Genomic DNA, 20,118 nt, shown 5'->3' with positions numbered 1-20,118 from the left:
TTTTCCGTCCCCCTACAGATGATGGTCGTCAGCTTCGGAGAACGTATCTTCAACCCGGTACGACAGATGCGTTCCGGGTCTGACGATATTCGTTACCGCGGCAAGTACGAACTGGATCCCCGTGACGGTCAGGCCAAAGGGTACGATGAGGACGGTCAGATAGTATGGGATGCGAAGGGCAGGCGTCAGGCGGTTGGACTGGATCAGGGATGAAACATAGCCGATAGAATACCATGCCAGAAGAAACAGAAGGGCCGCCGTGCCCAGCGTGATGATGATCATCATGATCTTGCTGGCCTGCGGACCCAGCATATCGGTAAAGGCCGACATGCGGATATGGCGCCCCATGCGGGCGGCCTCGCTGATGCCGACGAATGTGACAAGAATGATCAGAAATTGATTGAGCTCTTCGGAAAAGAAGATGCTCGAACTGAAACCCAGACGCATGATCACATTGGCGACCGTATTGACGGCCATGATCACGATGCTCCACCCCAGCAACTGACGTTCGACGACAGATAATCCATCATCGAGCCGTTTCAGCACCGACAGCACCCCGCCTTTCGGCGCGGGAGCCTCCCCGTTAGAATCCGACATACGACCTCCATGATGCGCGTGCGAGACATTCTTGCTGAACGTTGTGTGTGGTTGTTGGTTCCCTCCCACACGTTTTCCTGCTCGCTTCACGCCAGACTGCCAGAATAAAAACGGTTTGTGACGGTTCAATCAGATTTTTGTCATGAGACAAAAATCAATACATAACGTCGAAGGCATGCACACCCGGCATCTGTTCCATCGTGTGACGGATCTGCATCAGGCCGTGATGCAGGGACGGGGTATCAACCGCCCCGCCAACACAAATCCGGATGGCATTCGGGCGGGGGACCTTGACGGTCATGAAGGGATCGGAAATCGTCACGGCAACCCCGTTTTTCCGCAGTTCCGAGGCAAACCATTCTTCCTGCCAGTGATGCGGAATACGCACCCAGGCGCTTAGCGAGGTGGGGTGGTGGCGAACCACGGCATCGCCCAGTATTTCCGCAACAAGGGTCTGTCTTTCGCGCATCAGGGCGCGTTGGACCGTTACCGCCTGATCGACGGTGCCATCGGCAATCCAGCGTGCGCCGATCTCGGCCATTAATGGTGTGCCCATCCAGCCGGTGACTCGCAGAACGCTGCTGGCACGGATCGACAGATGCTGCGGCACGATGAGAAAACCGGTGCGAAGCCCCGGCATGACAATCTTGGTCAGGCTGGAAACATGGAAGCCCAGACGCGGCAGGAAGCTTGTGATCGGCGGCAGGTTTTGTTCGAGAAGCGGGCGGTATACATCGTCTTCGATGACGTAAACGCCGTAATGCTCGGCGATTTCGGCGATTCGTTTGCGCCGTTCAAGTCCCATCAGGCAGTTGGTCGGGTTGGTATAGATCGGCGTAACGACAAGGGCGCGGATATGGCGCGCGCGGCATTCGCGTTCGAACGCGTCGGGCAGGATGCCCTCGTCATCGGTGGGCAACGCGCCCAGCTTGAACCGCAGGATGCTCGCGGTGCCGATAACCCCATGATCGGTCAGGCTTTCGGTCAGGACGACATCATCGGGCTGAACCACCGTGGCAAGGGCGGTAAACACCCCCTGGGCGGCGCCATTGGTGATCAGGATGTTGGGAAGTTCGGCCGAAATTCCCATGGATTCCAGCCACTTGCTGCCGATTTCGCGATGATATTCAAAGCCGGCAACCGGGCGGCAGCTTTCCATCCAGTTATGGTGAGTTTCCTCGGCCAGTCTGCTGTGTATCTGGCGCGACAGATCATTGTGGAAATCAGTATAGGCCGTGCGCACGATCGACAGGTCGATCAGGTCGGGCTGACGGTTATCCAGAATAAAGGTCGATGCGCGATCTGTCAGGCGTGCCTGAACGAATGTGCCCCTTCTTCGTTCCGATCTGAGATAACCCTGTCGTTCTACTTCCTTGTAGGCCGCACTGACGGTTTGCACGCTGACATGCAGCCGATAGGCCAGTTCACGATGGGTCGGCATCCGGACATCGTGCCGAAGGCGTCCGGCCTCGATATCCGTGATGATTGCTTCGACAAGGGCCTTGTATTTCGGTCCCGTATCGCCGCTCAGGTCAATATTTGGCAGCCACATCCTGTCGATTCCTACCCTTGTCTACCCTTGTGCTTCCTTGGGGGTTTTTCCGACCCTAACATGACCTGTGGGTTAATGTGTAGACGTCAATGTTATTTTGTCATGATACAAAACTAACATTGACCTGATGCAGGAACATTTCAACACTTTGCGCGTTCATGACATTGATGTGCCAACTAATCGCCGCCGGTCCAGGGTTCAATCCCGGTCGTCGCGGCATAATAAGGGAGACTTCGATATGAGTTTGAACAAGCTCTTCAAGGCGACCCTGTCTGCCGCCGCAATCTTTGCGGTTGCCGGGACAGCCGCCCATGCCGAAGAATGGAAATTTGCGCACGAGGAAAGCCCGGGCGATGTGCAGGATCTGTATGCACAGGAATTCAAACGCCTGGTTGAGGAAAAAACCGATGGTGAGGTCGAAGTCACCATCTACACCTATGGCCAGTTGGGTACCGAAAACGACATTACCGAGCTGACTGCGGCGGGGGCTGTCCAGTTCTCGAACGCGTCGCCGGGCCACCTTGGCACCTTTGTTCCGGAAATCCAGGTTTTCGGTGTTCCCTATCTGCTGTCGCAGGATAACGAGGTGAACAAGGAAGTCCTGTCGAGCAGCCCGACGATCTATGATGGTCTGGCGAAGGATTTCGAGTCCAAGGGGCTTAAGCTTTACACCATGTATCCGGAAGGCGAGATGGTCTGGACCACCAAGAAAAAGGTGACCCAGCCGTCCGAATTTGACGGGGTTAAATTCCGTGTCATGACATCGCCGATCCTGATCGAAAGCTATGAATCTTTCGGTGCCGATCCGGTGGCATTGCCGTGGGGTGAAGTTTATTCCGGTCTTCAGACCAGCGTGATTGATGCACAGGTCAATCCGATCTTCTTCATCGAAAGTGCCAAATTCTATGAAGTGACCGATTATCTGATCTATGCCGGTCAGCAGCAATACACCACCACCGTGGTGTCGAACGCGGCCTTCTATGAAGGTCTGTCGGACGAGCGCAAAGAGATGCTCAAGGAAGTGAAATCCGAACTGGACGACTTCATCTATGAAGCCCAGGAAAAGGCAAATGCCGAGGCACTTGACCGTATCAAGGAAGCCAAGCCGGGCATCGAAGTCATCAAGCTGAACGAAGAACAGCGCGCTGCCTTCAAAGAGGCATCGGCCGGTATCGGCGACAGCCTTGTCAGCGAAGTCGGTGGTGACACCGAAGAAGTGCTGAATGCGCTCCGCAAGGAATTTGGCACCGAGATGTAATCGTCTCTGATGCCATTCCCCTTCGCGGGATGATATCTGAAACCCCTGCAATGTTGGCCGCAGGGGTTTCTTTTTGTCTGCTTTTGGCGGGGTGGGGTGCCGGTTACAGGCCGCTATTGATCCGAAGCGGACGCTGGAATGTGATGGCGGCGAATAGCGCACCCGCCGCCAGTGTGAGAAGCGATCCGATGATGGCGATGGCTTCGGTGCCGCCCTGATGGGCGATGGCAATACCGATGCCCATAATGACCGATCCGACGATTGCGCAGCCAACCTGAATGCTTGCGACCCTAGAGCGTGTCAGTCCGATCAGCCGGTAATAGGTGCCATACAGCGCCAGACCGACCCAGCCCAGAAGATTGAGATGGGCATGGGCGGCAAGATTGCTGTGATCGCCGCTTCCGGCCATCTGCATGCCCCAAACCATACCTGCAAGCCCCAGACAGGCGGAAACTGTCCAGCAAATGCGTGGCAAATTATTCATCGCGGTTTCCCCGACATATGTTAAGAATGATCCCTCAAAACGAAACTGTACGGTACAGTTTCAATTTTGACAAATGAAAAATGTGGTCTGATCGTGCCCAGGGATTTACAAAGCGGATAGCTGTGAAACGAAACCGTACAGTTCTGTTTGGCGGTGCGCCGCGCTTGGGGAATTTCCGATACGGAATGAGCCCGCCCGCTTGATGTCTGTGACGATGCCGATGACGAAACCAGCAACAAGGAACCCGGCTATATGTCTGTCGAACGCCTGACCCCAAAGCAGCAGGAACGCCGCACCCGGATTCTTGAGGCGGCTGCAACCGAACTGCTTGATATGCGTGATGACAGCACGGCGGTGGATCGGATAGCCACGCGTGCCGGGACGTCAAAGGCGACCATCTATCGGTATTTCGGGGACAAGATCGGGCTTGAACGCGCCATGGTCGCGTGGCTGTGCGAACGTGCCCGCGATCCTCTGGAAGGGGTCACCGTCTGGCCATACAATCCGCGCGCGACCCTGATCGCCATAGCCACGGCCTTTGCGGATGGCATTTTACGTACCCCGGTGATGGATCTGCATCGTTATGTTGTTGCGCGCACCCCGACCCACCCGGAACTGGGTGAAATCTTCTGGAATGCCGGGCCGGAGGCAACCTATGAAAAAGCGGCCAAGCTGATGACGCAAACCCATTTGCCGTCAAACCTGCGCGCGATTGCCCCGCGCCAGTTTGCCGAACTGTTCATCAACATGCTGACCGGCAGCATCCAGCTTGGCTATTTCTGCAAAGGCCCGGTTGTGCTTGAACAGGATGACATGGTCAAACGGATCGAGGACGCGGTAAACGCGGTCGGTTTTCCGCCGTGATTTCATAAAGTGCTACCGAGATCAGCAATCCAAACAGATCACAGCCAATCCCGCCTTGCGTCAGATATCGGCAAATTCATGCAATCTTGAAAGGAATGCTGATGAAAAGATATCTGATGCTGGCAATCGTCTTGCTGTTTGGTTTTGCAAGCCAGGCATTTGCGCAGAATTACAACAATGTCCATGTCGGCAGTGCGAATGATTACGTGCAGATCACAACCACCCAGCTGGCACTTGCATCGACGGACAGCGAGAAAACAACGGTCGCCCAGACGATTGCCAATTCAAACGAGCAGTCCATCCTGAATGCCTATAACGGAGTAGGTGGTACCGAACTTCTGGTGACCAAGTTCTGGCATATCGGTGGGGATATGTATTACGACAAGACGTGGCAGCACATCACGATCGAGGTCTACAAGAACAATAGCTACGTCAAAACCTGCCACGCTTATTCGTTCAAAACCGCACTGAATGGGCCATATCAGGCAACTTGCGGGCAGAAAGCACAATAACCCCGCAGATATGGTGCACCAAAAAAACAGAGGCCGGCATGGGTCCGGCCTCTGAAGGCATCCGGTCGGGAGAATGCGCCGACCGGATGGGAGCGTTCTTTGTCGGTGATGCCGATTATTTGCCGCTTGCGACCTCGTCGGCAACGGCATCGACGGCCTGTTTGGCGATGTCGATGACCTTGTCGATTTCGGACTTGGTGATGCAAAGCGGCGGGGCAAAGCCCAGGATATCACCATGGGGCATCGCACGTGCGATCATGCCGCGTTCAAGGCAGGCGGCCGAAACGCGCGGGCCGATTTTCGCATTCGGATCGAACCGTTCCTTTTTGGTTTTATCAGCGACAAATTCCAGTGCCGCCATCAGGCCAACACCGCGCGCTTCGCCGACCAGCGGATGCTCGTTAAAGGTTTCGCGCAGGCGTTTCTGGAAATAGCCACCGGTTTCGGCGGCATTGCCGGTCAGGTTTTCACCATCGACAATATCAAGATTGGCGTTGGCAGCGGCTGCACATACCGGATGGGCGGAATAGGTCCAGCCATGACCAATCGGCCCCATTTTATCGGACCCCTGTTCCAGAACCTTCCAGACGCGTTCGCCGATGATCACACCTGACAGCGGCAGGTAACCCGAAGACACACCTTTGGCAATCGTGATCAGGTCGGGTTTGATGTCGTAATGGTGCGAACCGAAATAGGACCCGGTGCGGCCGAAGGCGGTGACGACCTCGTCGGCAACCAGAAGCACATCATATTTGTTCAGAACCTTCTGGATCGCGGCCCAGTATCCTTCGGGCGGGGTGATGATGCCGCCCGTGCCCATGACCGGCTCGCCGATGAAGGCAGCAACGGTTTCCGGGCCCTCGCGCAGGATCAGTTTTTCGAGATCATCGGCACAGCGTTTGGCAAATTCGGCCTCTGTCTCGCCCGCGTCGGCATTCCAGTAATGGTGCGGGCAGGTGGTGTGCAGGATCGGCGCGCGTGGCAGGTCAAACGCGTTGTGGAACGCTGCCAGACCCGTCAGGCTGCCAGTCATGATGCCGGAACCGTGATAGCCACGCCAGCGCGAGATGATTTTCTTCTTTTGCGGCAGGCCGCGGATATTGTTGTAATACCAGATCAGCTTGATGTTGGTTTCGTTCGCATCCGAACCCGACATGCCGTAATAGACGCGCTGCATGCCTTCTGGCGCGGATTTGACGATACGATCCGACAGGCGGATGACCGGCTCGTTCCCGTGCCCGACATAGGTGTGGTAATAGGCCAGTTCCTTGGCCTGGGCATAGATCGCATCGGCGATTTCGGTACGGCCATAACCGACATTCACACAGTAGAGACCGGCAAAGGCATCAAGCGATTCCCTGCCTTCGGTGTCATGAATGTAAATTCCCTTGCCACCATTGATGATGCGGTTGGGGGTTTCACCCGCCGCGTGCTGGCGCATATGGGTCGAGGGATGCATGAAATGGGCGCGATCCATTTCCTGCAGATCGGCGGTGGTGTTTTTGATGACATTCATTGTGCTTCTCCCATGTGAATGCGGTGGCCGCTGCGCGCGTTACGGTTTGAACGCGGCGCAGACATATTTAAGCTCGGTGAATTCTTCGAGGCCGTGGCGCGACCCTTCGCGGCCAAGGCCGGACTGCTTGACCCCGCCAAACGGGATCGGGGCGCCGGTAATCTTCACGCAATTCAGCGCGACCATGCCGTATTCAAGTGCGTTCGAAACACGCGCTGCGCGATCATGGTCGCTGGTATAGACGTAAGCTGCAAGGCCATATTCGCTATCATTGGCGCGACTGATCACTTCTTCTTCGGTATCGAACGGGATCACCGGAGCAACCGGACCAAAAGTTTCCTGATGATAGATGTTCATATCCTCGGTCACATCGGCCAGAAGGGTCGGGGCATAGAAAAGCCCGCCCATTTTCTTGCCACCGGTCAGAACACGGGCACCCTTGGCGCGGGCATCTGCGACATGTTCATCACATTTGGCAACCGCACGATCATGCATCAGCGGACCGATTTCGGTGGTTTCATCAAGTCCGTTGCCAACGCGGAGTTCGCCAATCGCCTTGGCATATTGATCAAGAAACGCGTCATAGATGTCGCGATGGACAAAGATGCGGTTTGCCGCAAGGCAATCCTGCCCGCTGGTGGCGAATTTGGCACCAACCGCGTGTTTGACGGCTTCATCCAGATCAACATCGGGGAACAGGATGAAGGGTGCATGTCCGCCCAGTTCCATCGACATCTTTTTGACGGTCTGTGCGCCCTGCGACAGAAGCAACCGGCCCACTTCGGTCGAACCGGTAAAGGACAGGGCGCGAACAACCGGATTGCCGCAAAGCTCGCCGACCACCGGATTGGGATCACCGGTCACGACGTTAAACACACCGGCCGGAATACCGGCCCGTTCGGCCAGTTCGGCAAGGGCGGTGGCCGAAAACGGCGTTTCGGTTGCCGGGCGGACAATCATGGTGCAACCCGCCGCCAGGGCGGCGGCGGCCTTGCGCGTGATCATCGCACAGGGGAAGTTCCATGGTGTTACTGCTGCGGTGACGCCAACCGGTTCGCGTTTGACGGTCATATTGCGACCGGGCAGGTGGGACGAAATGTTTTCGACATTCACCCGTTTGGCTTCTTCGGCGAAGAATTCGATGAAGCTTGCGGCATAGTCAATCTCGCCACGCGATTCTGAAATCGGTTTGCCCTGTTCAAGCGTCATCAGAAGTGCCAGGTCTTCCTTGTTTTCGATCAGAAGGTCAAACCAGCGGCGCAGACGTGCCGCACGATCCTGCGGCAGAAGAGCCGCCCATGCCGGAAAGGCCGCATGGGCCGCGGCAATCGCGTTACGGGTTTCGGCAATGCCCATATTGGGCACGGTTCCAAGAAACGCACCGTCAAACGGATTGGTGACTTCGATAACCTGGCGATTGTCGGCCGAGCACCAGCGCCCGTCGATATAAGCATGTTCGCGCAGAAGCCGAAGATCGGACAGCTGGCTTAACGACACGCAGCGCTGTTCTTTGAGTTGTGCCGTCATGAAAACCTCCTTGAAACAAGGCTGCGCATAAGGCGTCAGCCTGTTTGTTGAACTGCCAGCAGGCTATCAACAAGCTGGCAGAGGAGGTTTCCGAACTCGATGCGATTTGATGCGCTTTTTTTGGCAAGCCGCGGTCGAAAGCAGATGTTTTTTCTGCTGGCCAACCGTGGGGATATTCAATCGTCGGCGTTATCTTTGAGAAAAGCCCGCATTTCGCGGCGTTCGCGCCGTTTCTGGATGATGGTGCGGATGATGATCACGGCAAAGAACAGGACAACGATGCTGGTTGACATCGGAAAGGCGACCGGGATGCCGATGATGAAGACAATTGCCCCCAAAAGGCCGCCACCGATCATTGCCGCCATTCCGCCAAGCAAAGCGATGGCGAAAACGGCGGCGATAATGATGGAGGCAATCTTGTTCATGACGGATCAGACAGGGCGAAAATCAATCAGTTATTCCGGCTGGTAAGCTGTTTGGTGGTGACATCAACGCGGTGTGCCAGAACACGGATCAACTGGACGGCAACCGCCTGGTCCTGTCGGACAAGGCCAAGGAACTCGTTTTTATCGAGTTTCAGGACTGTCATTTCCTCGACCGCGCGAATGGTTGCGGAGCGGGGGGCATCGACCAGAAGGGCGATTTCACCAATGACTTCCTTGGGTTCGACATCGCGAAGCTTGATGGTCTGGGCTTCCTCGGTCGTCAGCCAGATTTCGCCCCGACCGGAAATCACGATATAGGCCGCATCCCCCGGATCACCCTGTTTGACCAGCACCTCGCCACGTTTGAAGGTCAGGCGCGGGCTGGTAAAGGCCAGCAGCTTGATCACGCTGGGGTCAAGACCGGCAAACAGCGGAATGGTCCGAAGCAACCGGACTTCTTCCTCGATGCTGCCATCGCTTGTATCGGGTGCGGCTTCGGCGGCTTCTTCCTCGGCCTCTTCGGCGGTGGCGTCGTCGATTGCATGGCTCTGGCGTTTGACGATCTTGCCGTTCGCCATGTGCAGATAAGTCCCGAAACGCTGACTGTCGGTGTCATCGCCATCGACCCAGATCACGCTTCGATGTTCGGCCTGTCCGGTCAGCCAGGCGATGACCTGTTCGCGCGTTTCACGGTCCAGTGCCGAAAGGGCTTCGTCCACGACCATCAGGTCGGGATTCTTGATCAGGGCACGGACCAGCGCAATTTTCTGGCGCAGGCTTTGCGAAACGCGGCTGCCACCGACACCGACCTGGCTTTCCAGGCCGAGTGCGACAAGTGCCTCGTAAAGGCCGCCTTCATGGGCGATTTCAAACAGTACTTCGCCGACGCGTTCTTCGGAATTTGCACGGCCATAGGCAAAACGACCGAACAGAAGGTTATCGATGACCGGGGCGGCAGCGGCATATTCATCGACCTTGAAGAAATCGATCATTTCAGCGAGATCGTCGGGCAGATTGCCGTAGAATTTCGGTCGTGCTTTCAAAACCAGTTGGCGGAATTCGTCATCGATCACGCGCAGACGATGGCGTGCCGGGGTCAGGTTCATGGCGACGTCAAGGAGCTTCAGCTTATCCTCGGCGCGCATATCCTTGATCGCGACCCCGTCGGTCCGTTTCAGCATGTTTTTGACCTCGGGCAGTTCGTCGGCCGAGATAAAGCTGTAACGGTCAAAGAATTCGTGTCCGGGCGGCAGGCCGGTAAACAGTTCGATCATCAGATCAAGCGTATCGCGACCGATGCTGATCATGACTTCGTAAAGCCCGGTTTCGCGCAGGGTTTCCTGCATATAGGGATGCGACAGGAATGCCGTGCGTTCGAAATCGGACCGGGCCGGGGCACCAAAAAGAATGTTTACGCCGACCGGCGCGTTGTCGTTGTAAAGGTCAATGTCATAGGGTTCGACCAGATCAGACAGGCCGCGTTCCGCAAGAATTTCCTTCAGTTTCGGGCGTGCAACCAGAACGGCTTCGACCAGATCGGGGCGTTCTTTCGGATCAATGCGGCGTTGCAGACCGATGCGGTAAATGTCGCGATCAAGCTGAACAACTTCGAGCAGGCGCATCAGTTCGGCCTTCAATTCATCAATCGAATTGAAGCCGGGCCCGACATAGTCGATCCATTCCGCTGCCGGGTCATAGGGGATATTTCCCGAACGCTTGATTTCGTCGTACATCTCGTCGGTCAGACGCCATGGCAGATCGGCCGGGTCGGCAAGTTCGACATTATCGACGAATTTCGGCAATGGCAGTTTCAGGTTGTCCGAGCCGTCATCGCCGTCATCTGATCGGGACGCAAGGATCGGGCGATGTTTCAGCCCGTAAAACAGGTTGTCGGCGATGGTGCCATTAAACAGATAGGCATCATTGCCGATATAGGCCAGGCGTTGCCCCAGTGTCGATGCCGGAAGGTCTTCGGCATTGCGGTCATTAAACTGTATGCGGCCACCGGTCGGTGTCAGCAACCGGGCGATCAGGCGGGCAAGTTGTGACTTTCCGCTATCGGCCGAGCCGGTCAGAAGGGCCGTCCCCGGCAGTGCCATGTTGAAGGACACATTTTCAACAACCCGGGTACCGTCATCATCAACCCAGGACAGGGCCGCGACATCCAGCGGTCCGGGCAGGTGTTCGGATTTCGGCGCGATCAGTTCGTGTTCACGGCCAAGATCGGGCAGTTCAAACTGTTCATGAAGCTGTTCGTATTTGATCCGGGCATCGGCAAGGCGCTGGTAATAGGCCAGAAGCTCTTTCCAGGGGGCGGACATATCCTTGTAGGCGGCAAGGGCTGCGACCAGCGCACCGAAGCTGAGATCCCCCATGATCACCAGATAGCCACCGATGGAATAGAAGAAGAACGGCGTGATCTGGGCGATGAAGTTGTTCAGGAACTTGATAAAGAATTTGCGGAAATAGATTTCCTTGCGGATTTCAAAAATCCGGCCCATCCGCTGTGTGAAATGGGTAAGTTCGTATCCTTGGGTCTCGTGGGCGCGGATATCGGTCGCACCGGCGACGACTTCGCCGATATGTTCGGACATCCGGCGCACATTCTGCACGCGCTGTTTGCCAAGCTGGTTTACGCGACGTTGCAGTTTCGGGATCAGGTAGCCTTGCAACGGATAAAACGAAATCGCGGCCAGCCCCATCAACGGGTCCTGGATAAAGATAAAGGCCGTGATCGTGACCAGAATACCGCCCTGATACAGCGGCAGCGAAAACGCTTCGCCAAAGAAACCGCCAAGCGGTTCTGCTTCGGCGGTGATCATTGAAACGATTTCGCCCTGACTGGTTTTCCGGAAATGCGGCAACGGAAAACGCAGAACCCGTTCAAACAGGGTATAGCGCAACCGGCGCAAAAGCCGTTCGGACATCACGCCGACATAGACGTTGATGAAATACTTGAACCCGCCATTGATGAAAACCAGCGCAAGGAAAATACCAGACAGGGTGAACAGGTATTCGATCTGGTTCAGTTCGATCCCGAGAACGTCATAAGGTTCGCCTGCGCCACCGATCGCCTCGTTGACGATCAGTTTCGGCAAATCCAGCGAGTAATACAGAAAAGGAAAGGAGATCATCGTGACCAGTGTCAGGATGATCTGCTGCATACTGCTGTGGCGCCAGATATAGGCAAAAACCGACTTCGGCATTCACGGGTCCCATATTTTTGTCGGAACGCGCGTTATCGCATGTTCCTATTGCTCGTTTGGCGCAAAATGTACCCGGCCTGTAAGGCGTTAGCCAAGCTCGAAACTTTGACCGGGCTCGATAAATCCGCAGAAGCCGTCAGAAACCGCATCGGGCCTCGGATAGGCCTGATAATGATAGAGCCACATTTTGGCTTTGATATCGGCGGGCAGGGTCACAAGTTGTTCGTAATGTGCATGAACGCCGGAATGGCGGGGGCCAAGTTCGCAATCCTGAAAGATAATATCTGCTTTTTGGTACAACGGCATATGGGCATCAGGATTGAAAATCGCATCTGTCGTCAGGAAAAAGCTTTGTTTTTTTCCATGCCCGAAAAGCGCATAGGACAGCATGGTGTTTTGCGCGGTAACGACATGTTCAACCGGGATCACATCGAAATGCACACCCTGCCAGTCAAATCCCGTGGCGGGGCTTAGTTCATTGATGTCGAAATAGGATGACAGGCTGCTATTGCCAGTGTCGCTGATTTGCAGGCCGCCGCGCAGGCTGTGTTCCCAAAGTGGTTCGATCAGATCGTGAACCGCAAGCAGTTTGACCCGGTGACCTTCGAAAATGAAATAATTGGCAAGCGCCATCCATTCGAGACCGCCGATATGGTCCGAATGCAGGTGGCTGATATAGACAGCATCAAAGTCATTGGGCATATGACCCAGATTGCGCAACGAGTGCCGCGCATCTGAACCGCAGTCAATCAACATGCGCGTCGGTTGGTCACTGCCGGGCTGAATTGCTTCCAGAACCATGTTGCTCTGGAAATTGTCAGCCGCCATGCAGAATGCCGAACCTGTCCCCGCAAAAGTAAGCTTCATTCCCCGATCTCCCGACATTTTGCCGAAAGATTAGACGAGGTTTGGGGCAAAGAACCACCCCCTTTGATAGAGAAATGCTAATTTTCCCGATAAAAGCCGCGGGATGACCCGTCGTTCAGCAAGATATTATGCGCTATTCGCCGGGTTGGCGAACCGTGTCGACGTCTTTTTTGCCATCGGCAAGCCGGGTGACTTCGGCGCGCAATTCCCGCAGTTCTGCAAGGATTTCATGGTGATCAAGACCAAGTTCGCTGCGAGTCTGCGTTTCTTCGACGTCAACATGGGTCGCCATCGCATCAACGACAATGGCGATGAACAGGTTGAGGACGGCAAAAGTCGTAACCAGGATGAAAGGCACAAAAAACATCCACGCCAGTGGATAGATTTCCATAACCGGGCGGACGATTCCCATTGACCAGCTTTCCAGCGTCATGATCTGGAACAGGGAATAAAGCGATGCGCCGATTGTGCCAAACCAGTCGGGGAAACCCGATCCGAACAGCTTGGTTGCCATGACGGACGAAACGTAAAATACCAGCGACAGCAGGGTCAGAACCGAAACCATGCCGGGGATGGCTTTCATCAGGGCTTCGACGACCTTGCGCATCGACGATACGGTCGAGATCAGGCGGAAGGCACGCAGGATGCGAAGCGCACGCAGGACCGATACACCCTGTCCCATCGGTAGCAGGGTGATGGCAACAATCGTGAAATCAAAGATGTTCCATGAACGCCTGAAAAAGCCCAGTCGATATACGGCAAGTTTCATCAGAAGTTCGACAACGAAAATCGCAACCGCGATCTGATCAAGCAGATGCAGGATCGATCCGGCGGCATTCATAACAGTCGGGGATGTTTCAAGTCCGAGAATGACGGCATTGATCGCAATCACGGCCGTGATGAAATTCTGGAACTTTGAAGATTCGACAATCCGGCGCAGCTTTTCCATTAGGCCCTCCCGGCGGGTGCCGGTTCAAAAGGCGCAGCGACCGGGGTTTTCACCGACGGGCGGGACAGCGCCGGAAAGAAAACACAAACAGGGCGCAGGTCAGACGTGCTGATGACTGCGCCCTGCGAAATCAGTTCAGGCCGTGACGGCCCATATCGAGGAATTTGTCACGACGACGTGCCTTCAGCACACCGCCTTCGACATTGTCCATCGATTCAAGTGCCTTGATGATGGCATCGCCAACGCGTTTGCAGGCATCAACGGGTGAACGCTGTGCGCCGCCAAGCGGTTCGGTGATGATTTCATCAATGACACCAAGCTGATGCAGATCCTGTGCCGTCAGGCGCAGTGCATCAGCAGCGGTTTTGGCTTCGTCACCCGAACGCCACAGGATCGAGGCACAGCCTTCCGGCGAAATGACGGAATAGATCGAATTTTCAAGCATCATGACGGTGTTGGCAACGGCAAGTGCAATCGCACCACCAGAACCACCTTCGCCGATGATGATCGAAATCAGCGGCACCTTGATATCAAGGCAGGCTTCGATTGACCGTGCGATGGCTTCGGACTGGCCACGTGCCTCGGCGTCGGCACCCGGGAAGGCACCGGCGGTATCCACCAGCGTCACAACCGGAATCCCGAAACGTTCGGCCATCCGCATCAGGCGGATCGACTTGCGATAGCCTTCGGGCTTGGCCATGCCGAAATTGTGTTTCACACGCGATTCAGTATCGCGGCCTTTTTCGTGACCGATCACCATGACAGTGCGACCCTGCAGGCGTGCCAGACCACCAATGATGGCCTCGTCTTCGCCAAACAGGCGGTCGCCGGCAAGCGGGGTGAAACCCTCGAACAGGTGGGCGACATAGTCGGTGAAATGCGGCCGGTCGGGATGACGGGCGACCTGTGTCTTCTGCCACGGGGTCAGCTTGCCATAGGTGCTTTGCAGCAGCTTGGTCAGCTTGTCCTGCAGGCGCGCAACCTCGTCGGCGATGTTGACTTCATCATTGCCGGTCAGGTGGCGCAATTCTTCGATCTTGCCTTCGAGTTCGGCGATCGGCTTTTCAAAATCCAGAAAGTTATGCATCAGGGCATCATATCCGGCTGGGAAACAATGAGGCGGAACATAGTAGATCAACCCGTCACGTCAAGGGTTGAGGTCCGATACGCATATAAATTCCATCGATACACGGGTTATATCGTATATTTCATCCTGCACAGTGACAGTTTTGCATACGGAAATCCATGACATCCAGTATCGAGATCACATCGCCCCGCGATCCAGCCCTTGTTCCGTTCGACCGGCTTGTTGAAATCCTGCTGGCCGCCTTTGCCTTTCAGGACGATATCGTCGATCCGCCCAGTTCGGCAAAATCGGTCAATATTGCCGAACTTCAATGGCGGTTTGCCCGTGATACGCTGTTTCTGGCGCATGATTCAGCAGGCCGTGTCATCGGTCAGGTCTGGGTCGAGGATGTCGGTAAGGACGCCTATCTTTATAAATTGTCGGTCGATCCGTCCATTCAGGGCGGTGGCATCGGCAAGGCACTGGTCGAGGCCGCCTGCGCCCATGCCGAAAGTGCGGGCAAGGAAAACATGCGACTTCATGTTCGGGTTGAACTGACTGGCAATATTGCCTTTTTCAAATCGCGCGGTTTTGAAATCGCCGGTGAAGGCGTTCATGATGGATATGATCGCACGACATTCTGGAAAATGGCGCGGCCCTTACAGTTGGCAAAAACGGCCTGATCACACAGGTAATCAGGCGACGTCGGTTTGGGGTTTGATTGCATAATAGGGCACGTGGCTTTCGCCCCAATCCTTTAGCGCAAGGATGATCTGGCGAAGCGTTTCGCCCTTTGCGGTCATGCTGTATTCCACGCGTGGCGGGACTTCGGCATAGACTTCGCGATGGATCAGGCCGTCGGCCTCCAGCTCGCGCAGTTGGCGGGTCAGCATGCGTTGTGTGACACCGGGCATCAGACGGTGCAATTCATTGAACCGCTTGGTGCCGTCGAGCAGGTGAAACAGGACGACACCCTTCCACTTGCCACCAATCACATCAAGCGTGCCTTCGACCGGGCAGCCGGGGCTGCGATTCGGTGGGCAATTGAATGTCGTTGCCATTCATCTATTCCTTAAAATCTGCAGAAAACGCCAATAGTATACAAATTGACACTATTGGCTTGAATTGTGCGTACTTACGTTTATCGATATTATGCGTTAGGTCTTGGGCATTCGCAAATCAAACCTTTTCACAAAGGATGCCGACAATGAAAGCTATCGGACTTTATAAAGCTGCCCCCGTCGAGACGGACGGGTTGTTTAGTGAAATTGATATGGAAGTTCCAAAGGCCGAAGGCCGGGATATTCTGGTTCGGGTCAAAGGTGTTGCCGTCAACCCGGTTGATTTCAAGGTGCGTCGCGGCAAGGCGGATGACGGCAACTTCAAAATCCTTGGCTGGGACGCGGCCGGTATCGTTGAGGCCGTTGGCGCGGATGTCACCCTGTTTCGTCCGGGCGACGAGGTCTGGTACGCCGGGGATGTTACCCGGTCGGGCAGCAATACCCAGTTCCAGCTTGTCGATGAACGCATCGTTGCGCCAAAACCCAAGTCGCTTGGCTTTGCTGATGCGGCGGCATTGCCATTGACTGCGATTACGGCATGGGAAGCCCTGTTTGACCGTATGATGATTGATCGCAATGCCAAGGATGCCAATGCGGGCAAGACACTTCTGGTGATTGGCGGTGCAGGCGGGGTTGGCTCGATCGCGATTCAGCTTGGCAAACTGGCCGGTCTGACCGTTATCGCGACCGCATCGCGCCCGGAAACCATCGACTGGGTCAAAGATCTTGGTGCGGATCAGGTGATCAATCATCGCAATCCGTTGAATGACGAGCTGAAGGCAATTGGCTTTACCCATGTCGATTACATTCTGTGCACGTCGGAAACCGATCAGTATTTCGATGTCATGGCCGAAATCATCACCCCGCAAGGCCGGATCGCGACGATTACCGAAGCCAAGGAAAACCATAATGTCGATCTGCTGAAGGCAAAATCGGCCAGCTTTTCCTACGAGTTCATGTTTACCCGTTCGATGTTCCAGACCCCGGACATGATCGAGCAGCACAAGCTGCTGTCGATCGTTGCTGATCTGATCGATGCCGGGACCCTTAAAAATACTGCCAATGAAAGCTTTGGGGCCTTAACACCCGAAAGCCTGCGCAAGGCGCATGCGTTGCTGGAATCCGGCAAGGCGATTGGCAAGATCACGTTTGACGGTTTGGGCGCATAACGGCCGCGGCCCTGTTGATCAAACAAACGAAGGCCGCCCTGCTTGAATGCGGGGTGGCCTTTTTCATGTGCCTTGCGACCTGTTTTGATCGCTATTGGGTCTGTTTTACCAATGTGATCAGTCTGTCACGCAGCCAACGGTGCATGGGGTGGGTGGTGGTCCGATCATGCCAGACCATTGCCATGTCAAACCCGGTTACCGGCAGGGGTGGTGCAAATTGCTGCAGTTGGTCTTCCCGGTTCAGGGCAAGGCGACCGGGCACAAGTGCGATCATGTCGCTGTGTGCGACAATTTCCGGGACAACCAGAAAACCGGGGGCGGAAAGCATAACCCGTCGTGTTTGCCCCAATGCGCTGAGGGCTTCGTCGGCAGGCCCATAAAAGCCGCCGCCCCGGGGCGACACGATCACATGATCGAGTTGGCAGAATGTCTCAATATCAAGACCATTACCAATGGCAGGATGGTCGAGCCGGGCAATCGTGACATATTCCTCGCGATAGATTTTGCGCATGCGCAGGGTTTCCGGGGCTGTTTCCGGCGTGGTCAGGGCAAGACCGACATCCCCGCGGATCATCTGTGTTTCGAGGTTTGCCGTATCAATCGTGCGCCATGCCACCCGGATGCCCGGTGCCTCGACGCGCAGAACATCAAGCAGCGGCATCAACACCGAATACTGGACATAGTCACTGGCCGCAATGGCGATGGTTGCCGAGATGGATGATGGATCAAACCGGCTGTTTTGCAGAACGACCTGACGGACGCCTTCAAGGGCGGCATGCAGGGGTTCCTGTAATTCAAGCGCGTGTTCGGTCGGGATCATGCCGCGCTGGGAGGGCAGCAATAACGGATCGCCCAGTTGATCGCGCAGACGGGTCAGCCGCGTTGAAAGGGCCGGTTGGCTGATGCCAAGGCGCTGGGCCGCGCGTGTCACATTGCGTTCGACAAGCAGCGTATCAAGGGTGACCAGAAGATTGAGATCAAGCTTGTCGATATCCATTTCATTTATACCAAAACAAAAATTTTTGAATTTCAAAGATACCACATGCCGGGTCCATGATCACGCATCGAACATGATCCATAGGAAAAGGACCGGTATCATGCCCAATATTCTGATCGTTCATGCCCATCCCGAACCCAAATCGTTGACCAGCGCGTTGAAAGACGTTGCTGTTGAAACTCTGCGCGAGCAGGGGCACAAGGTCAAAGTCAGTGATCTTTATGCAATGAAGTGGAAGGCCGTCGCCGATGAGGCCGATTTTACCGAGCCGAAAGATCCGGATCGGCTGATCTATGTAGCCGAATCCAAGCATGCCTATGCCGGTGGCACCCAAAGTGCGGACATCGTCGCCGAGCAGGAAAAGCTTTTATGGGCCGATGCGGTTCTGTTGAGCTTTCCGATGTGGTGGTTCGGGATGCCCGCCATCATGAAAGGCTGGTTTGACCGGGTGTTTGCCTATGGCTTTGCCTATGGCGTGGGGGAGCATAATGACAAGCACTGGGGAGACCGGTATGGCGAGGGAACCCTTGCCGGGCGCCGCGCGATGGTGATTGTGCCGATTGGTGGCCGGGCACCGCATTACAGTGAACGTGGCGTGAATGGTAGTCTTGAAGACATTCTTTGGCCGATCCAACACGGGGGGCTGTTCTATCCGGGGATGGATATCATGCCGCCATTCGCGGTTTATCACACCGACCGGATGGATGAGGCCGGATGGCATGATGCGGTGAAGGATTTAAAGCAGCGCCTGCAGGGTCTGTTTACCGATGCGCCGATCCCCTATCGCGCGCAAAATGGCGGTCACTATGACGCGCAACAGCGCCTTAAGCCCGGATTGGGACAGGGGGCGGGCGGCACGGGCATGCATCTGGTGCAATCTGGTGATCCGGAAGAAATCCTGCGCGGTACGGTCCGGCGTCTGGCATCGTGATCATAATGTATCAAAGGGCCGAGGCAGCGTGTTCGGCCCTTTGATCAATCTTGTCTGGCTTTGGGCCTAACCCGCGTCGCGTGCGGCAATCGCTTCGGCCTGCCGGACCATGACTTCGGCCTGTTTGATCGATGCGATATCAATCAAACGGCCATCAAGTGCGACGGCACCGGCACCTTCGGCCTGTGCCTTGGCCATGGCTTCCAGGATGCGTTTGGCTTTGGTGATCTCGGCCTCGGACGGGGAATAGACATCGTTGGCAAGGGTGATCTGGCTGGGATGGATGGCCCATTTGCCTTCGCAGCCCAGAACCATGGCGCGCGCGGCCTGTGCACGATAGCCATCCGGATCGGAAAAGTCGCCAAACGGGCCATCAATCGGGCGCAGACCATTGGCGCGTGCGGCCACCACCATGCGGGCAATGGCGTAATGCCACATATCGCCCCAGTGATAATCGCGCGGATTATCGCCATCCTTGTCGGTCAGCACACCATAATGCGGGTTCGGGCCGCCGATGCCGGTCGTCATTGCCTTGGTCGAGGCTGCGTAATCGGCCACACCAAAATGCAGGCTTTCATTGCGTTTGGATGCACCTGCAATTTCGTGGATATTCTGCATGCCAAGGGCGGTTTCAATGATCAGTTCGAACCCGATGCGTTTTTTGCGGCCCTTGGCAGCCTCGATCTGGGTTGCCATCATATCAAGCGCATAGACATCAGCAGCCGTTCCAACCTTGGGGATCATGATCAGGTCAAGCCGGTCACCGGCCTGTTCGAGCAAATCGACGACATCGCGATACATATAATGTGTATCAAGGCCGTTGATGCGGACCGAAAGCACCTTGTCGCCCCAGTCGATATCGTTGATCGCGGCAATGATGTTTTTACGCGCCTGTTCCTTGTCGTTTGGCGCAACCGCGTCCTCAAGGTCAAGGAAGATGGCATCGGCCTTTGATCTGGCGGCCTTTTCAAACAGTTCGATACGGCTGCCCGGAACGGCCAGTTCGGACCGGTTCAGACGTGCTGGTGCCGGGGTCGGTGTGGTGAAGCTCATGGTAACTCTCTCCAAAGCCTGTCATTCTGGAAGGATCGGCCTGTTTGTGTTTGGGCCAAGCTTCCGGCGTTAAATGCTTTTGTC

At 55.6% G+C, this 20,118-nt stretch carries 19 protein-coding genes; 6 read left to right on the top strand and 13 right to left on the bottom strand.

What is annotated here, in order from left to right; genetic code table 11:
- Positions 1 to 12 precede the first annotated feature (12 nt).
- Together AUP42_RS04980 and AUP42_RS04975 are read right to left on the bottom strand one after the other, a co-directional pair.
- Positions 13 to 597, bottom strand: a complete 585-nt coding sequence (locus tag AUP42_RS04980) for a TRAP transporter small permease (protein ID WP_231858165.1) — start codon at positions 595 to 597, stop codon at positions 13 to 15.
- Positions 598 to 751: 154 nt separating this feature from the next.
- Complete coding sequence (locus AUP42_RS04975; protein WP_062949523.1) at positions 752 to 2,149, bottom strand: PLP-dependent aminotransferase family protein; 1,398 nt, start codon at positions 2,147 to 2,149, stop codon at positions 752 to 754.
- A 238-nt stretch (positions 2,150 to 2,387) separates the two neighbouring features.
- Between AUP42_RS04975 and dctP the strand changes: the two genes are divergently transcribed.
- A complete protein-coding gene (dctP, locus tag AUP42_RS04970) occupies positions 2,388 to 3,407 on the top strand; it encodes a TRAP transporter substrate-binding protein DctP (RefSeq protein ID WP_062949514.1) in 1,020 nt (339 codons plus the stop codon).
- 103 nt (positions 3,408 to 3,510) lie between these two features.
- Here dctP and AUP42_RS04965 read toward each other — a convergent pair whose 3' ends face one another.
- On the bottom strand, positions 3,511 to 3,891 hold the full coding sequence (locus tag AUP42_RS04965) for a hypothetical protein (RefSeq protein WP_062949512.1): 381 nt from the start codon (positions 3,889 to 3,891) through the stop codon (positions 3,511 to 3,513).
- Positions 3,892 to 4,143: 252 nt separating this feature from the next.
- Here AUP42_RS04965 and AUP42_RS04960 point away from each other — a divergent pair, with 252 nt between their 5' ends.
- On the top strand, positions 4,144 to 4,755 hold the full coding sequence (locus tag AUP42_RS04960) for a TetR/AcrR family transcriptional regulator (RefSeq protein WP_062949510.1): 612 nt from the start codon (positions 4,144 to 4,146) through the stop codon (positions 4,753 to 4,755).
- Between the two features lie 101 nt (positions 4,756 to 4,856).
- Positions 4,857 to 5,267 (top strand): hypothetical protein, encoded by a 411-nt coding sequence (locus AUP42_RS04955; protein WP_062949508.1) that lies wholly within the window; start codon positions 4,857 to 4,859, stop codon positions 5,265 to 5,267.
- A gap of 115 nt (positions 5,268 to 5,382) precedes the next feature.
- Here AUP42_RS04955 and AUP42_RS04950 read toward each other — a convergent pair whose 3' ends face one another.
- The 7 genes from AUP42_RS04950 to AUP42_RS04920 form a co-directional block, all read right to left on the bottom strand.
- Positions 5,383 to 6,783, bottom strand: coding sequence for an aspartate aminotransferase family protein (locus tag AUP42_RS04950; protein WP_062949506.1), 1,401 nt, complete (start codon positions 6,781 to 6,783; stop codon positions 5,383 to 5,385).
- Positions 6,784 to 6,822: 39 nt separating this feature from the next.
- Complete coding sequence (locus tag AUP42_RS04945; RefSeq protein WP_062949504.1) at positions 6,823 to 8,310, bottom strand: NAD-dependent succinate-semialdehyde dehydrogenase; 1,488 nt, start codon at positions 8,308 to 8,310, stop codon at positions 6,823 to 6,825.
- Between the two features lie 176 nt (positions 8,311 to 8,486).
- Entirely contained in the window at positions 8,487 to 8,735 is a 249-nt protein-coding gene (locus AUP42_RS04940) for a hypothetical protein (RefSeq protein WP_062949502.1), read from the bottom strand.
- 26 nt (positions 8,736 to 8,761) lie between these two features.
- Positions 8,762 to 11,941, bottom strand: a complete 3,180-nt coding sequence (locus AUP42_RS04935) for an ABC transporter transmembrane domain-containing protein (protein WP_062949500.1) — start codon at positions 11,939 to 11,941, stop codon at positions 8,762 to 8,764.
- An 87-nt stretch (positions 11,942 to 12,028) separates the two neighbouring features.
- Positions 12,029 to 12,808 carry an MBL fold metallo-hydrolase gene (locus AUP42_RS04930; protein WP_062949498.1) on the bottom strand — a complete coding sequence of 260 codons (780 nt, stop codon included), beginning with the start codon at positions 12,806 to 12,808 and terminating at the stop codon, positions 12,029 to 12,031.
- A gap of 133 nt (positions 12,809 to 12,941) precedes the next feature.
- Positions 12,942 to 13,757, bottom strand: a complete 816-nt coding sequence (locus AUP42_RS04925) for an ion transporter (protein WP_062949496.1) — start codon at positions 13,755 to 13,757, stop codon at positions 12,942 to 12,944.
- 130 nt (positions 13,758 to 13,887) lie between these two features.
- On the bottom strand, positions 13,888 to 14,844 hold the full coding sequence (locus tag AUP42_RS04920; RefSeq protein ID WP_062949494.1) for an acetyl-CoA carboxylase carboxyltransferase subunit alpha: 957 nt from the start codon (positions 14,842 to 14,844) through the stop codon (positions 13,888 to 13,890).
- A gap of 158 nt (positions 14,845 to 15,002) precedes the next feature.
- Between AUP42_RS04920 and AUP42_RS04915 the strand changes: the two genes are divergently transcribed.
- Entirely contained in the window at positions 15,003 to 15,506 is a 504-nt protein-coding gene (locus AUP42_RS04915) for a GNAT family N-acetyltransferase (protein WP_062949492.1), read from the top strand.
- Between the two features lie 12 nt (positions 15,507 to 15,518).
- Here the strand turns inward: AUP42_RS04915 and AUP42_RS04910 are convergent, their stop codons facing one another.
- Positions 15,519 to 15,884 carry a winged helix-turn-helix transcriptional regulator gene (locus AUP42_RS04910; protein ID WP_062949491.1) on the bottom strand — a complete coding sequence of 122 codons (366 nt, stop codon included), beginning with the start codon at positions 15,882 to 15,884 and terminating at the stop codon, positions 15,519 to 15,521.
- A gap of 146 nt (positions 15,885 to 16,030) precedes the next feature.
- On the opposite strand from AUP42_RS04910, the gene AUP42_RS04905 reads away from it, so the two are divergent.
- Positions 16,031 to 17,053, top strand: coding sequence for a zinc-binding alcohol dehydrogenase family protein (locus tag AUP42_RS04905; protein ID WP_062949489.1), 1,023 nt, complete (start codon positions 16,031 to 16,033; stop codon positions 17,051 to 17,053).
- A 91-nt stretch (positions 17,054 to 17,144) separates the two neighbouring features.
- Here the strand turns inward: AUP42_RS04905 and AUP42_RS04900 are convergent, their stop codons facing one another.
- A complete protein-coding gene (locus AUP42_RS04900; protein WP_062949614.1) occupies positions 17,145 to 18,050 on the bottom strand; it encodes a LysR family transcriptional regulator in 906 nt (301 codons plus the stop codon).
- A gap of 100 nt (positions 18,051 to 18,150) precedes the next feature.
- Between AUP42_RS04900 and AUP42_RS04895 the strand changes: the two genes are divergently transcribed.
- A complete protein-coding gene (locus AUP42_RS04895; protein WP_062949486.1) occupies positions 18,151 to 18,981 on the top strand; it encodes an NAD(P)H-dependent oxidoreductase in 831 nt (276 codons plus the stop codon).
- A gap of 66 nt (positions 18,982 to 19,047) precedes the next feature.
- On the opposite strand, the gene AUP42_RS04890 is transcribed toward AUP42_RS04895, so the two are convergent.
- Entirely contained in the window at positions 19,048 to 20,034 is a 987-nt protein-coding gene (locus tag AUP42_RS04890) for an HpcH/HpaI aldolase/citrate lyase family protein (RefSeq protein WP_062949484.1), read from the bottom strand.
- Positions 20,035 to 20,118 lie beyond the last annotated feature (84 nt).

It is taken from the genome of Thalassospira lucentensis (assembly GCF_001613805.1).
GTDB lineage: Bacteria > Pseudomonadota > Alphaproteobacteria > Rhodospirillales > Thalassospiraceae > Thalassospira > Thalassospira lucentensis_A.
Note: the sequence above shows the minus strand (reverse complement) of the source record. Positions and strands in the feature narration are given on the sequence as shown.